We start from the raw sequence: 14659 nt of genomic DNA on the forward strand, positions 1-14659 counted from the left end.
AGCCATGCGTATTGCCCATTTCTTTATCGACAGGCCGCGCTTCGCGACGGTGGTCAGTGCCTTTCTGACGCTAATTGGCCTGGGCGCGATGTTCGTGCTTCCCGTCGCACAGTACCCGGAGATCGTTCCACCGACTGTGCAGGTGACGACATCCTATCCGGGTGCGTCGGCCGAAACGATTGCGCGAACAGTGGCCACGCCGCTGGAGCAGCAGATCAACGGCGTCGAGAACATGCTCTACATGAGCAGCCAGTCCACGGGAGACGGCCGGTTGACGGTCACGGTTACGTTTCGTATCGGCACCGACCTGAACGTCGCGCAGATGCTCACACAGAATCGGGTTCAGGATGCACTACCGCGCCTGCCGGAAGACGTCCGGCGCCTTGGCGTTCAGGTGAGGAAGTCCACACCTAGCATTTTGCTGGCTGTTCACCTGTACTCACCTGACAGAACGCGCGACACACTTTATCTCTCGAACTACGCGACGTTGCACGTGAAGGACACGCTAGCGCGTCTGCAAGGCGTCGGCGACGTGCAGTTCCAGGGTGCCCGTGAGTACGCAATGCGTATCTGGATCGACCCCGACAAGGTCGCAGCCAACAATCTGAACGCGAGTGAAGTGCTCACAGCACTACGCGCACAGAACCTGCAGGTATCGGCTGGTGTCCTGAACCAGCCGCCCACGGCGGGCAGCGACGCGTACCAGATAAACGTAGAAGCGCTCGGCCGGCTGTCCACGCCACAGCAATTTTCCGACGTCGTCGTCAAGTCCGACGCACAGGGTCGCGTGACGCGGATACGCGATATTGGCCGGGTCGAAGTCGGCGCCGCAGACTACGGCTCAACCGCCTTCATGGACCGTGACAACGCTTCGACGTTGCTCATCTACGCGGAGCCCGGTGCGAACTCGCTTGCAGTCGAGCAGCAGGTTTTGTCCGCGATGCGCGGGCTAAAGAATGAGTTCCCCGCAGGAATGGACTACAAGATCATCTACGACCCGACCATCTTTATCGGCAAATCGGTCGACGAGGTGATTGTCACCATATTCGTCGCAATCCTGCTGGTTGTTGGCGTCGTCTTTCTTTTCCTGCAGAACTGGAGGGCCACGATTATCCCCGTCGTTGCAATTCCGGTCTCCCTGCTTGGGTCGTTCATCGTACTCGCCACGTTCGGAATATCGCTAAACAACCTGTCTTTGTTTGGCCTCGTGCTGGCGGTCGGCATTGTCGTTGATGATGCAATCGTTGTAGTCGAGAACGTCGAGCGCAACATGCGCTCTGGCATGTCGCCGGTCGAGGCGGCCCACCGGACGATGGACGAGGTGGGCGGGGCACTGCTGTCGATTGCGTTAACGCTATGTGCGGTCTTCATCCCGTCCGCCTTCCTTAGCGGGATTTCGGGGCTGTTCTTTCGCCAGTTTGCGGTGACGATCGCAGCATCGACTGTCATATCCTGCTTTGTGTCGCTTACTCTGAGTCCCGCCCTCTGCGCGGTGCTCTTCAAGTCGCATGAGCCGCATATCGCGTCGCGCGGGGGCCTCGCGCAGCGTCTGCTACATGCGGGCTTTGATCGCTTTAACAGGGGCTTTGACAGACTGTCGTTCGGGTACGGAAACGTCACACGTCGTATCGTTCGTGGACTCACCGTCGTTCTCGCAATATACGTTGTGCTGATTGGCATTACGGGTCTTGAGTTCTCGCGTACGCCAACCGGCTTTATTCCGGAGCAGGATCAGGGCTATCTGATTACCGTGGTTCAACTTCCGCCGGGCGCGGCACTCGACCGTACAGAGAAAGTGGTCCGAAATGCCATTGACATTATCCTGACGACGCGCGGAATTGAACACGTTGCCCCGTTCGTTGGGCTTGACGCAACAACGTTGACCGTGGCGTCGAACTCGGGAACGATTTTTTCGGGGTTGCCGTCGCTGTACAACCACGAGATTCCGGGAGTGACGGCGAACACGGTACTGGCCGACCTGCGCAAACGCCTTTCCGTCATCAAGGACGCTTATGTGCTGACCATTCCGCCGCCCCCTGTGCAGGGTCTTGGCAATTCGGGCGGGTTCAAGATGATGCTGGAGGACCGCGCGGGACTTGGGTCGGAGGCGCTTGTGCATGCGGCGAATGCCCTTGTTGCTGCGGCCAACAGGGATCCCAGTTTTGCCGGAGTCTTCACCCTGTTCAATGCGGGGTCGCCATCGGTTTTCGCGAATATTGATCGTGTAAAGGCCGAAAAGGTCGGGCTCACACCCACGGATGTGTTTTCCGCACTGCAGGTCTATCTGGGTTCACAGTACGTGAACGACTTCAACTACCTTGGCAGAACTTATCAGGTCATTGTTCAGGCTGACGGGCAATTCCGGCATACGCCTCAGGACATCACCCGTCTAAAAGCGCGAAACCAGTTCGGTGAGATGGTGCCGATCGGCACAGTGGCGCAAATGGAGAACCGTACGATTCCCTATCGTGTGCCTCGCTACAACTTGTATCCTGCCGCGGAAGTTCAGGGCGTCGCAGCGCCCGGCATCGCCACCGGTACAGCACTCCATCGCATGGAAGAGCTTGCCCATCAGGTGCTGCCGCAGGGTATCAGCTTCGAATGGACGGACCTGGCTTACCAGCAGCAGCAACACGGCACGCCGACGCTCCTGGTATTCGGAGCAGCTGCGCTGTTCGTGTTTCTCGTTCTCGTCGCGCAGTATGAGAGCTGGAAGCTACCGCTTGCGATCGTCCTGATCGTACCGATGTGTATTCTCGCGTCGGTCACTGGCCTGATCGCTCGCGGCATGCCCATCGATATCCTGGCGCAGATCGGCTTCGTCGTTCTCGTCGGACTGGCTGCGAAGAATGCCATCCTGATAGTCGAATTTGCGCGTCAGAAGGAGGACGAGGGGACCGCACCGGTTGACGCCGCGGTGCACGCTGCACGCACACGCCTGCGTCCTATCCTGATGACGTCTTTTGCCTTCATCCTCGGAGTGGCGCCGCTCGCGGTCGCCACAGGAGCAGGCGCTGAAATGCGCCAGTCGCTGGGAACGGCGGTGCTGTTCGGCATGCTGGGTGTGACTTGCTTCGGACTTCTGTTCACTCCTGCCTTCTATGTTTTCATCCGCAAATTTGGCCGTAAGGAGCGCACATGATCTTCACTACTGCCGTTGCTCGCAGACTAATGTGTGTTTCAGGTTCGCATAGTGAAGCTGGGAATCTTCGACACGAGCCGCATGACGGCGCCCCATATCTGCCCGAGATCAGCGGAGCGAAAACGGCGTGCCGGCGGCAGGCGGCTGAAGACAGACGTCACACGGTCATGCGCCGGCCTTCAACGAGCCTGCTCCGTGTTATATGCGTGGGCGTAGCAATCGCGATGGGCCTGGGGGCTTGTGCGGTGGGGCCGGATTATGCGGCGCCCACTACGCAGCTTGTGCCGTTCCATAACCGGGTTGAGACAAGCACCCAGCAAGCGGCCAGGCCCTCTCCGCACCTCGACACCTGGTGGACCGGATTTGATGATCCAATGCTCGTAACCGTCGTTCAGCGTGCTCTTGCGCAGAACCTGGACCTTGCGGCGGCGTTTGCCCGCGTTCAGCAGGCGCGGGCGGTCGCAGCGGGGGCGGGCGCGCAGCTTCTGCCAACGCTCGATTTCGACGCGACGGGCACCGCCGAGCATCAGAGCCTGTTAAGTCCGGTCGGCACCATCGCGAAAACGTTTCCTGGCTACAGTCGCGACCAGCGCGAATACAACGTTGGGGCTACCGCGAGCTGGGAAATCGATCTGGCCGGCGGACTGCGCCGCAGCGCCGCTGCGGCGCGTGACGAAGTACAGGCGGCCGAGGCTGAGCAACTCGGCACGCGGATTACGGTGGCCGCCGACGCCGCCGATGCGTACCTGCAGGTCAGAGGGTTCCAGACGCGGCTTGCGGTGGCGCAGGATCAGATTGACACCGACGGACGCCTTCTTGAGCTTGTCCGGGTGCGGCGTCGCGCGGGCGCGGCGGACGAGAGGGAGATTGCCCAGGCCGAGGCGCTGCTAAAACAGGCAAGGTCCACTGTACCTATCCTGCGCACGTCGCTTGAGGCGCAACTAAACCGCCTGGATGTGCTGATGGGTGCCCAACCGGGTACGTACGCGCATGAACTGTCCGTCTCCTCCACCATCCCCGCGATCCCGAAGATTGACGATAACGACCAGCCACTGGACGTCTTGAGGCGTAGACCTGACATCATCGCGGCGGAGCGGCGAGTGGCCGCTTCAAGTGAGCGGATCGGCGCGGCAATCTCGGGCTATTACCCGAAGATCTCCCTGTCTGGCGCGCTTGGCTTCGACAGCGTGAGCACCAATCACCTCTTCACCGCAGCAGCGTTTCAGCCGGTCGGTACGGGAGCGCTTCGGTGGCGTCTGTTTGACTTCGGGAAGGTGGATGCGGAGGTCAAGCAGGCGCGAGGCGCGAACGCAGAGGCGCTTGCACTGTATCGCCAGGCGGTGCTCAAGGCCGCTGAGGATGTTGAGAACGCGTTCACAGCGCTTTCCCAGACAGAGGCTCGACGGCAGGAGTTGCAGGGTGAAGTGGCATCACTGACGCGCGCCCGCGACTTGTCCGAACGCGCCTACAGAGCAGGGGCCATAACCCTCACAGATGTGCTGGACGCGGACCGTCAACTCCTCGTCGCGCGTGACGATCTGGACAGCTCACGCGCGGACGCGGCGCGCGCCGCGGTCGGGGCATTTCGTGCGCTGGGCGGCGGCTGGGACATCTCCCCCGACGCCCGGGTGGCAACCAATAGTTCGCCAGCGGCCGTTCCGGTCAGATGAGAGGTTTGGCCGTTGCGTTGTGTCCTCCGTGACCAGGGTGGTTGTCTGATTACGGCGTCGAGTCGCCGAAAAGAGCGGTTTCTGCAACGGCCTGCGTGTACATCGGTTGAAACAGTTCGCGGTTGCTACGTGCTTATGGCGGTTCTCGACGGCACACGGCAGGAAATGAGACGATATGGACCGGTTTCAGTCAATGCAGGTGTTTGCCAAGGTGGTTGAGCTGAACAGCTTTTCCCGTGCGGCGGACGCGCTTCGTCTTCCGCGTTCGACGGTGTCAGTTATCGTCCGCAAGCTGGAAGCACACCTTCGGGCCCGTCTGATGCAGCGAACGACGCGACGCTTAAACCTTACGCCGGAGGGGGCGGAATACTACCGGCATTGCATACGGATTCTGGCTGAGATCAGTGAGTCGGAAGAGATGCTGGCTAGCGCTCAGCACGGACCGCGAGGTCGGCTTTCCGTGCAGATGTCGATGGCGCTTGGAAGAATTGTCGTCTTGCCAGCCATCGACGACTTTCACAAGCGGTTCCCTGATCTCGAGCTGATGATCGGACTGGATGATGAACCCGTTCACCCGAGCCATGAGAACCTCGACTGTACAATCCGTATGGGGGAACCTGAAGACCCAGGCGTCATCCAGCGCCGACTGTGTGATCTGGAGATAGTGACTGCTGGCAGCCCCGACTATCTTCTCCGTTACGGCGAACCTCAACGCATGGAGGATCTCCAGCAACATCTTGCAGTGCAATGCCTCTCACACGCTACCGGAAAAGTCGCGAACTTCATGTTTGACATCAACGATGATGCGGTCGAGGTCGGCGTGCCGGCTGTGCTTTCAATCAGCGACGCGGAGGCCTGTGCGATATGCAGTGCTCGTGGCATGGGGTTGATTCAGGCTCCGCGGTTCATACTTGCGCCGTACCTGAACTCAGGCACACTCGTCGAAGTGCTGTCTCAGTGGCAGCCAAGGCCGATGCGGGTTGCAGCCGTATTTCCACACCGCCGGCAGGTTGCACTTAAAGCACGAGTCTTTGTGGAGTGGGCGGCGGAGCTATTCGAAAAAAGTCCCTTATTTCTGGATAACCCTGATTTTGGGGATCCGTCTTCAAGTGGCTATCGCGTCGACACAGACGCGCCCTTGATTAACTGAGGGCGAGCGGCTAGCGGAGAACGGGGTGCCCCGCGCTGGGTGGTGGATCCGTAGGGCGCGACACTTCATATCACTCCCTACGCAATGAGTGCGTCTCCGACTTGTAGCAGCGAGCCAGATGTTATATCAAATCTAAATTCACGAAAGATCATCGAGGTCATGAGAAAATCCAGACAGGAGGCGGCCGAGACCCGCCAGCGCATCATCGAGGCGGCGTCCAGCCGGTTTCGGGAAAACGGCATAGACGGGACTGCCGTCGCCGATCTTATGTCACAGGCGGGCCTGACGCACGGCGGATTCTACAAACATTTCACTTCGAAGGAACATGTAGTACTGGAGTCGCTACAACTCGCCGCCGGTTCGCTGCGCGAATCGATGGAAGCGTCGCTGTCGCGTTCGACCGACGTTCGGGGTCTGAATGTCGCGATCAACGACTATCTTTCTCTGGAGCATCGGGACGATCCTGGCAGCGGCTGTCCCTTCGTCGCACTCGCAAGCGAGTTGGCACGCTCCAGCGACGAAGTGCGCGACGCGGCCACGGAGGGCATCGTGAACCTTATTAACCTGATCGCAAGCCGTCTCACCGAACTGCCACCCGCGGCGGCGAGGAAGAAGGCGCTTGTCATGCTATCAACCATGATGGGCGCACTTACCATGGCGCGTATGGTGAACGACGAGCAACTGTCGTCATCTATCCTCCGAGAGGCCAAAAAAGCGCTGCTGGCATGAGCATTTCGTGGCACCAGGCATGTTTATGACAGGCGGCGGGCAACTTCATCGACAACGACGACTTGGATCGGCGGCAACTTGCGGCTATATCGCGCGTTCGGACTGAACCGGGGCGGGTCAGGGCGACGGCACTGGCAAGATGATTTCCGACGCGATTTTCCATTGACCATCCAGATTCAGCCATTGAATGATCATGATAAATGGACGCGGAGATGGATCCTGGCCGCCGTAGTTGACGGCGATTTTCATCGGCGCATACGTCTGTGCGACTGTTGAAGAAATGCCCACGACTTTTAGCTTTGGCCAGTCGGGAAACAGGGTGAGGGTGCCCGCAGCGTATATGTCCTGAAGCTTGTGAGCCACTGATTCAGATCCCCAAAAACCCGCCCAGCTTCCTTCCGCCGGATCGACGCTTTTGGCGACCAGCAGCGCTGATGGCGAGTCCCAGAACATCTTCTCTATGGCCGTAGCGTCGTGCCGGTTTGCCGCCAACGTCAATTGCCTGAAGCGGTTCTTCACATCTTCAAGCGATCCATCGGGTAATGGGTGCGCAGAGCTAAGATTCAGAGGAGCCGCATCCGTTTCCGCGCCCTGCGTCGCACCTGCAGACATTAACGTACCAACGAGCGCGGCGGCGACGACGTAATTTTTTTTCATAAATAAGCTTGGAATTGCGATCTTTCAGGGAGAACGTTCAACAGGCGGGGCCATGAGTTGACCTGCGCGAACGCCTTGGAGCAGCGCCACTGATCAGTACGTCGGATCGAGGACGATGACGCCTTGGACCTCGCGGCGTTCGAGCATGGCATGCGCATCGGCCGCGCGGCTGAGCGGGAACGTAGCGGCGACCCAGGGTCGAATCAGTCCTTGTCCAATGCCGTCTTTCAGGAAGCGCAGACCACGCTGGATAAGATCTGGGCGCTGAAAAAATGAGGGCAGATAGACTCCGGTCAGCGTTTGCGCTTTTGCCATCAACCGACGCGGCGCGACAGGTTCGCCGGGGCCGCGCGTCGAACCGATTACAACACATCGGCCGAGCATGCCAAGGCAGGCGAAGTTCTCTTCGAAGACGTCGCCTCCGATTGTTTCGAGGATGACGTCGACGCCTTTCCCGTCAGTGAGGCTCAAGACCGATTCCGGCCAGTGCGGCGAGTCATACGCAATCGCATGGTCGGCGCCACGGCTCAGGACGAAGGCTCGGCGGCTGTCTGAACTCGCAGTCCCGATTACCGTTGCGGCACCGAGTACTTTCGCAATCTGGACGGCGAGGTTGCCGACGCCGCCGGCTGCGCCATGAACCAGCACGCTTTCGCCCGGGCGCAGCACGGTGCAAACCTGAAGAGCGAGAAATGCAGTCACGCCCTGACAAGCCACGCTCGCCATGACGACATCATCGGTATCGTCTTCGAGTTCAACGAGCATGTCAGCGCGAGCCACTGCACGTTGCGCGTAAGCGCCCTTCGACATCAGGGCCATCACCTTGCGTCCAACCAGGTGAGCGTGCGCCTCCGTGCCGGTATTGAGCACACGGCCGACCACTTGGAGCCCGCCGACTTGAGGTAGCGTCACGCCGCCGACCTGCGTCTCCGCCCGGTTATAGACACCCAAGCGCTCCCGGATATCCGGAAAATTAACACCGATAGCAGTGGTTTCGATCAGCACTTCGCCCGCTCGCGGCTCGGGGTCGGGCAATCCGACGTATTCGAGGACTTCGGGGCCCCCGAATGTTCGATACTGAATGGCTTTCATTGAGAATTTCCTCTTTGATTGGGATCATGCCTCGCCTGGGCGAGAGCGGATCTGGTCCGACTTCGCGCAGATGGCAATGCCGAGTTGCCCTGACAGGGCGATGACGACCAGTGCCGTAGATAACAGCGGCAACTGAGTAAGACGAATGCCCGCGGCAAGGGCGAGCCCGCCCAGCGCAGCGCCAGCAGCGCTACCGAGATAGTGCGCGGAGCTCTGTAATGCGACGACGATGCTTGCTTTATCCGGATGCAAAGTCAGCAATCTGTGTTGTTGGGGCGCCTGCGAGGACCACGCCGCGGCGCCCCAGAGACCAAACAGGGCAAGAGCCGCTGCGGGATACGGCAGCGCTGGTCCCAAGGTCCCGAAAACTGCGACCATCAGAATCTGTACGAGGGACATCACCCATTCCGGGCGGCTGGTGGCGTCGATCAGCGCACCACAGAAGTAGATGCCGAGAACCCCGCCTACACTCCAGGCCCACAGATAGGGCAACGGATCAGTGATGCCGCCGCTCGCGCGCAGCAGCGGTGCCACGAAGGTGTACAGCCCGATTGATGCCGCAGATGTGACGAATGAAACAGCAATGATTGCAGCGACACGTAGATCGACCAGTACTGCAACGCGTTGGCGAAGCGAAGGTGGTGTCGAAGCGGCGATTTCCGGCATCCGCGATACGACGCCCGTCAATGCGATTCCACCTAGCGCCACTATCAGCCACATCGCGCTTCTCCAGCCGAAACCGTGAGCGACAATGAGACCGCACGGTACGCCGACGGCGGTGCCTAGCGCGAGGCCGCCAACAACGAGACCGAGTGCGCGGCCTCGTCGTTCCTGAGAAACCATGCTTGCAGCAGCACTGAAGGCGCTGGGACCATATAGGCCTGCGCCGACTCCTGCCACCGCGCGCGACAGGAGCAGAACGGGGAAGCTAGTTGCGAGCGCGCTAAGCGTGTTCGCGAGCGTGAAAAGGACCAGCGCTGCGCCCAGCACGCGCCGCACGGGTTTGCCTGCCGTCAGCGCGCCAAACACCGGCGCTGCAACGGCATAACACGCAGTGAAGATTGTGACTGTTTGACCTGCCACGGAGGCAGAGACCGCGAAGGTATTGGCGATGCCGGGCAGCAAGCCCGCCATGATGTACGCGTCGATGCCAAGCGCAAACGTGCCGAGGCATAAGGGAAGAATCCTGATCAACCTGGCTCCTCGGAAATCGTTAGCTTCCATCGCTATCAATGGATGCCGCGAGATGCGGCGTATGCACCGGCGCCGGCATCACGATAAGATGTCAAGCGTCATGAAAAATAGCACTGGTACCGGAAGCCGGGAACCCGGAAAGCATTCACATCGCTTGTGAGAATTTGCACCAATGTTCGACTGGAATGACATGAGACATTTCATCGCCCTGGCGGAGGCTGGCACTCTGTCGGGTGCGGCGCGCAAGCTGCAGGTGGATCACGCGACGGTTGCGCGGCGTATCGCAGCGCTGGAGCACGCTCTGGGAGAAACGTTGGTGGACCGTCTCGCGAGACGTTGGCGGCTAACCGATGCGGGCCTTGACGTTGCGCGCGTCGCCGAAGGCATGCAGGCGCAGGCTCATGCATTGGAAAGGGCAGTACGAAGCCGTAAGACGGGAGCGCGGGCGAGAGTCACGGTCAGTGCACCGCCTGCTTTCGCGAGCGTCTTCCTCGCGCCGCGTTTTGCCGAACTTGCTTCACGGCATCCCGAAATTGAACTGACGCTCCTGGGCACTCAGCCGATGATCTCGCTGAGTCGTCAGGAGGCGGATATTGCCGTTCGCCTGACTCAACCTACCGAACCAAGCTATGTTTCCCGGAGGATCGGAAGCGTGACGTATGGGCTGTATGCAGCGCAAGGCTACATCAGCCGGCCATCCGGCGAATGGCAGTTCATTGCTTATCACGCGGCACTCGATCACGTACCGGAGCAAGTATGGCTACTTGACTTCGCGGATGGCCGCCGGATCGGGTTCAGGAGTAACGATCTGGTGAGCCAGCTTGCCGCGGCGCGTGAAGGTCTGGGGATTGCCGCATTGCCTGATTTTTTTGCGGCGGACGATAAACGCGTGATCGCGCTGCCTGTGGACGCAGACAAACTGTCGCGTGACATTTATCTTATCGCCCACGTGGACATGCGACGGCAGGCGGCCGTGCGCCTTGTAATTGATTTCATTGCGGAAAAATTCGTCAATGACTTTGACAATGGCGAGCAGTAAAACGAATAGTTCGCTGCCACCCGCAATAAAGACTCCTTGCGAAAAGCAGCAGGTCATTCGGCCGCAAGTCAGACGGCGAGGTAGCGGCTATCCGGGAATCTCTGACGGATAGCAGACGCGGTATCTATCCGCCTCATGCCGAAGCACAATGAGCAAGCGCATTGAATTGACCAGCCGCGAAGCCAGCCTATCCCGGTCAATGAGAGTAGAGAGAGGTAGCGTCTGGATGATCGAAGGCCGATGTTAAACGATGAAATCGACCACCCCACCGTCGACTCTGAGCGCAGCACCGGTCGTCGCTGATGCCTGCTTCGAGGCGACATAGACCACCATGTTCGCGACCTCTTCTACTGTTGCGGGTCGCTGGATGATGGAGGTTGGTCGATGGGTTTTCACGAAGTCAATACTGACTTGCTCAAAGGACCTGTCGGCCGTGATTTGGTCCTTAAGCATTTCGCCCGCTCCCTCAGTAAAAGTCGGCCCGGGCAGGACGGAATTCACTGTCACGCCTGTGCCTGCCATACGCTTCGCGAGGCCACGAGCGAGCGCCACGTCCGCCGTTTTGCTAATGCCATAGTGAATCATTTCGACCGGGACGTTGAATGCGGATTCCGAACCTAGGAAGACGAAACGACCCCACGCCTTTTCTGCCATCCTTGGCAAATATGCACGGGCGAGTCGCATACCCGCCATGACGTTTGTCTGCCAGTGACGATCCCAGATCTCGTCATCGGTATCAAAAAAATCCTGAGGTTGAAAAATCCCCAGGTTGCTTACGACGATGTCTGGTTCGACCTCGGCTTCGATCAGGCCATGACAACCATCGGCGGTGGCGAGATCGAAGGCATGACCCCGCGCGCGGCCCCCAAGGCGCGCAATGGCCGCATCGACCTTCTGTCTGGTGCGACCGTTTACGACAACGTCGGCCCCGGCGTTATGAAGCGCGCGGGCGATAGCAAAACCAATGCCTTCTGTTGAACCCGTGACGAGGGCGATTTTGCCCGTGAGATCTACATTCACTTCGTTTCTCCTATGGGTAATATTTGGTGCTGCAATTCTGGCGTTAGATGCAGGCCGTTGCGCCGACCGAGCGTTCAGATTCCGATACCGGCTTCGAATTGGTTGCGGTGCTTGGAAACGAATGCCTGAACGGTCATGGGTGGTTTCCCTGTAAGTCTCGCAATAACATCGTCTTCGCCGGAAAAAATTCCGTCCTTGTAGTCAAGGGCGATGGCACAGAAGTGTTGAACTAGAAATTCCGGCAGGCCCGCATTCTCCAGGCGCTCGCGATATTGTGGGATGGTCGATGGCTGATAGATAATCTTGTGACCCAGGACCTCGCTTACCGCTGCGGCGATTCCGGACTGATCCAGCTCGACTGGTCCATGGAGGTTGTAGGTTTTTCCGGCGTGTCCATCCGGGGCAGCGAGTATTGTCGCGATCAGGCGCGCCTGGTCCTCCGCTGCAATCGGCGCATGGCGACCCGTTCCATACGGCAGGTCGATGATGCCTTGTTCGATAATCGCTGCGCGTGAGTGTGGATATAACAGCCATTGCGAGAAGAAGGTGGGACGAAGATGTGTGGTGGGAACACCCGACCGGTCAAAGATGCGCTCGGCAATCCAGTGATCGCGTGCCGCGTGGCTTTTTGAATCCTCTCGCGCAGAGATCTGCGACATATTGACGATGAGCTTCAGGTTTGCCCGCCTGGCCGCGTCGGCAAAATAGGCCGTTGCTGGAATGATCCCTGGACGAACCGGATAGCAGAAGTACGCTGCACTGACGTCGGCCAGCGCCCGGATTGCATCGTCATGGACCAGGAGATCGCCGACAACCACCTGGGCGCCCATGATCCGCAACGCTTCTGCGCGACTATCGTCCCTATGGACCAGGGCTCGAACAGCAAGCTTTTGGTCAAGAAGACACTGGACCGTGTAGCGGCCTGTTTCACCGGTGGCTCCAGATACCAGTACGAGATCTGTGCTCATGACTTTCCTACTCTCTCAGGTTGTATGGATGGGCGAAATGACAGGGATTCCTTGTGGAACGCCCGTCCACTTTGTTGATATGTGTAATTGCACATAAAAGAGCGAATCATTGCTGTCAGAGATTCAATTTAAGGACCCCGTGCCGGGACCGACTGTCCGATGGCGCTGGACGTTTTGCTCAAACGATATTCACGAATGCTTGTCGTGCCGAGCTTCTTTTGCACAATGAACAAATGCCGGACAGGACTGCGGCTTCGAAGGGTTGCGAGGACGACAAGGTGCTGGCTGCGGGAGATGTGCATGTCGAGTACTTTATATGTGCAATTGCACATACGTCAATGTTAATCAACCATTCCTGTGGCGACGAGGGATGAAATGCAGCCGCCTACGACGCCAGGACTCCTCAGGTTTGTTCGAGGTGAAAAGCCGTGATGCCCCGCAGTTGCGGGGATGAGTTCGACGCGCGCCTCTCCGTGTCGCTCGAAGCAGCGTGTTCCGTTGCCACACAAGCCGGAAGGTCACGGTGGGCGAGCCGCGCGCTAGTGGATGAAAGGCTTTTTTAGGTAGCAGCGACGCGGCCCCGTCTCCGGTTTCACTTGCGAAACGCTATCACTTCCTCTTCATCGGAGGGCCGAGCATTTCTTCAGGGCGATGCGTGGAAAAATGCCGTAGACTTCGGTGAATTCTCGAACAGGTTCTGAAATGTGACCGCCAACCCAGACACCCTCTCATGAAATCCGACCGCTTGCTGCTGATCATCTACATCCTGTCAGCGGCATACGGAATGTTCCGGATCATCCCAAGCTACCTGTCTGGTCACCATTCGCTCTCGGCGATTCATATGAGACGTCCACATATCGGTCGTCGACAAAGGGGGATCCAGGTGTCAAAGCAATCTTCGTTACTTTTATCAAAGCCGTACCTCCCGCATCGATCTGGACCACTGTATGGAACTTACCAGTATCAACGACATAGTTGCGTTCGTCGCTGTTGTTGAGAGCGGCAATTTCACATCTGCAGCGAAAAAACTAGGCCTTACGCGCTCCGCTGTAGGCAAACGCATACTCAACCTGGAACACCGCCTCGCGGCACGCTTGTTTCACCGAACAACGCGCAGTCTAAGGCTGACTGATGATGGCCAGGTACTGTACGCGCGCAGTTCGCAGATCCTTGTTGACCTCGAGGAGACTGAGAGCGCCATGGCTCACCGCAGCGGCGAACCGCGCGGACGGTTGACGGTGAGCGTACCGGTCACGCTGGGACGTCGTCACGTGTTGCCGGTACTGGAGCGCCTTCTCGAGAAGTGGCCTGAGCTGAGTGCCACTGTCAGTTTCTCGGATCGGTTCGTGGACTTGATCGAAGACGGTTTTGACATTGCTGTTCGTACGGGTAACCCGCGGGACGATACCCGACTGATGGCAAGGAGCGTGGCGCGGCAACGCGTTTTGGCATGCGCCTCACCCGGCTACGTCACGCGTAAAGGCGCGCCCCAACGGCCAGAAGAACTCGACGGGCACGACTGCCTGTTCTTCCTGAGCGAAGGGCGCCCGCGCCCTTGGTCCTTTAATGTCGACGGACACTCCCAGCAGTTCACGGGAGGTGCGCGCCTGTTAATGGACGATGGGGAGGCCCTGCAGGCTGCCGCGCTGTCTGGTTTTGGCATCGCCTATTTGCCCACTTACCTGACCAGCGAAGATCTGCGTGCGGGCCGCCTGGTCCCGTTGCTGGAGTCGTATGCGTTTGACGGTGAGCCCATTCGGGTCGTTTACCCAAGCAAGCGATATCTGTCGCCCAAGGTCCGTTCTTTTATAGACTTGCTGGTCGACTCCTGGGGTGATGAACCGCCGTGGGAGCGTGGAGACTGATACACGAACACGTGACTTCATCCCGGCGTCGGAAAACAGAAACAGTGGCGGCGCACTCCGATCGAGGTCCCTGGGCAGCTCTGTTTGTCGGCTAGACAGCGCAGCGAGCGACGTCTCCGCTCAGGGAACTGAC

11 protein-coding genes are annotated in these 14659 nt (G+C 59.0%); 6 read left to right on the top strand and 5 right to left on the bottom strand.

The features are described 5' to 3' along the window. The first annotated feature begins 4 nt into the window (after positions 1-4). The 4 genes from BCA01S_RS31850 to BCA01S_RS31865 all read left to right on the top strand — a co-directional run bounded on the left by BCA01S_RS31850 (position 5) and on the right by BCA01S_RS31865 (position 6691). The gene (locus BCA01S_RS31850; protein WP_027780359.1) at positions 5-3142 is read left to right on the top strand and encodes an efflux RND transporter permease subunit; all 3138 of its coding nucleotides are present in this window, start codon (positions 5-7) and stop codon (positions 3140-3142) included. 224 nt (positions 3143-3366) lie between these two features. Then, entirely contained in the window at positions 3367-4812 is a 1446-nt protein-coding gene (locus BCA01S_RS31855) for an efflux transporter outer membrane subunit (protein WP_439709139.1), read from the top strand. Between the two features lie 175 nt (positions 4813-4987). Then, positions 4988-5962, top strand: coding sequence for a LysR family transcriptional regulator (locus BCA01S_RS35820; RefSeq protein WP_042320112.1), 975 nt, complete (start codon positions 4988-4990; stop codon positions 5960-5962). 159 nt (positions 5963-6121) lie between these two features. Continuing rightward, positions 6122-6691, top strand: coding sequence for a TetR/AcrR family transcriptional regulator (locus BCA01S_RS31865; RefSeq protein WP_027780361.1), 570 nt, complete (start codon positions 6122-6124; stop codon positions 6689-6691). 117 nt (positions 6692-6808) lie between these two features. Here the strand turns inward: BCA01S_RS31865 and BCA01S_RS31870 are convergent, their stop codons facing one another. The 3 genes from BCA01S_RS31870 to BCA01S_RS31880 form a co-directional block, all read right to left on the bottom strand. Then, positions 6809-7348, bottom strand: coding sequence for a hypothetical protein (locus BCA01S_RS31870; protein ID WP_027780362.1), 540 nt, complete (start codon positions 7346-7348; stop codon positions 6809-6811). 93 nt (positions 7349-7441) lie between these two features. Continuing rightward, the gene (locus BCA01S_RS31875; RefSeq protein ID WP_027780363.1) at positions 7442-8440 is read right to left on the bottom strand and encodes a quinone oxidoreductase family protein; all 999 of its coding nucleotides are present in this window, start codon (positions 8438-8440) and stop codon (positions 7442-7444) included. Positions 8441-8464: 24 nt separating this feature from the next. Next, positions 8465-9634: an MFS transporter gene (locus BCA01S_RS31880; RefSeq protein WP_027780364.1), complete on the bottom strand. Its 1170-nt coding sequence runs from the start codon at positions 9632-9634 to the stop codon at positions 8465-8467. A gap of 172 nt (positions 9635-9806) precedes the next feature. Between BCA01S_RS31880 and BCA01S_RS31885 the strand changes: the two genes are divergently transcribed. Then, positions 9807-10673 carry a LysR family transcriptional regulator gene (locus tag BCA01S_RS31885; protein ID WP_027780365.1) on the top strand — a complete coding sequence of 289 codons (867 nt, stop codon included), beginning with the start codon at positions 9807-9809 and terminating at the stop codon, positions 10671-10673. A gap of 243 nt (positions 10674-10916) precedes the next feature. On the opposite strand, the gene BCA01S_RS31890 is transcribed toward BCA01S_RS31885, so the two are convergent. Together BCA01S_RS31890 and BCA01S_RS31895 are read right to left on the bottom strand one after the other, a co-directional pair. Beyond that, a complete protein-coding gene (locus BCA01S_RS31890) occupies positions 10917-11693 on the bottom strand; it encodes an SDR family NAD(P)-dependent oxidoreductase (RefSeq protein WP_027780366.1) in 777 nt (258 codons plus the stop codon). Positions 11694-11767: 74 nt separating this feature from the next. After that, entirely contained in the window at positions 11768-12661 is an 894-nt protein-coding gene (locus BCA01S_RS31895; protein WP_027780367.1) for an NAD(P)H-binding protein, read from the bottom strand. 947 nt (positions 12662-13608) lie between these two features. Between BCA01S_RS31895 and BCA01S_RS31900 the strand changes: the two genes are divergently transcribed. Beyond that, complete coding sequence (locus BCA01S_RS31900) at positions 13609-14526, top strand: LysR family transcriptional regulator (protein ID WP_027780368.1); 918 nt, start codon at positions 13609-13611, stop codon at positions 14524-14526. Positions 14527-14659 lie beyond the last annotated feature (133 nt).

This window comes from Paraburkholderia caledonica NBRC 102488 (assembly GCF_000685095.1).
Classification (GTDB): domain Bacteria; phylum Pseudomonadota; class Gammaproteobacteria; order Burkholderiales; family Burkholderiaceae; genus Paraburkholderia; species Paraburkholderia caledonica.

What these genes read in the sequence shown, in the direction of transcription:
- BCA01S_RS35820 (WP_042320112.1), top strand. Translation starts at nt 4,988, where the DNA reads ATGGACCGGTTTCAGTCAATGCAGGTGTTTGCCAAGGTGGTTGAGCTG.
- BCA01S_RS31895 (WP_027780367.1), bottom strand. Translation starts at nt 12,661, where the DNA reads ATGAGCACAGATCTCGTACTGGTATCTGGAGCCACCGGTGAAACAGGC.
- BCA01S_RS31855 (WP_439709139.1), top strand. Translation starts at nt 3,367, where the DNA reads ATGGGCCTGGGGGCTTGTGCGGTGGGGCCGGATTATGCGGCGCCCACT.
- BCA01S_RS31870 (WP_027780362.1), bottom strand. Translation starts at nt 7,348, where the DNA reads ATGAAAAAAAATTACGTCGTCGCCGCCGCGCTCGTTGGTACGTTAATG.
- BCA01S_RS31900 (WP_027780368.1), top strand. Translation starts at nt 13,609, where the DNA reads ATGGAACTTACCAGTATCAACGACATAGTTGCGTTCGTCGCTGTTGTT.
- BCA01S_RS31850 (WP_027780359.1), top strand. Translation starts at nt 5, where the DNA reads ATGCGTATTGCCCATTTCTTTATCGACAGGCCGCGCTTCGCGACGGTG.
- BCA01S_RS31875 (WP_027780363.1), bottom strand. Translation starts at nt 8,440, where the DNA reads ATGAAAGCCATTCAGTATCGAACATTCGGGGGCCCCGAAGTCCTCGAA.
- BCA01S_RS31865 (WP_027780361.1), top strand. Translation starts at nt 6,122, where the DNA reads ATGAGAAAATCCAGACAGGAGGCGGCCGAGACCCGCCAGCGCATCATC.
- BCA01S_RS31885 (WP_027780365.1), top strand. Translation starts at nt 9,807, where the DNA reads ATGTTCGACTGGAATGACATGAGACATTTCATCGCCCTGGCGGAGGCT.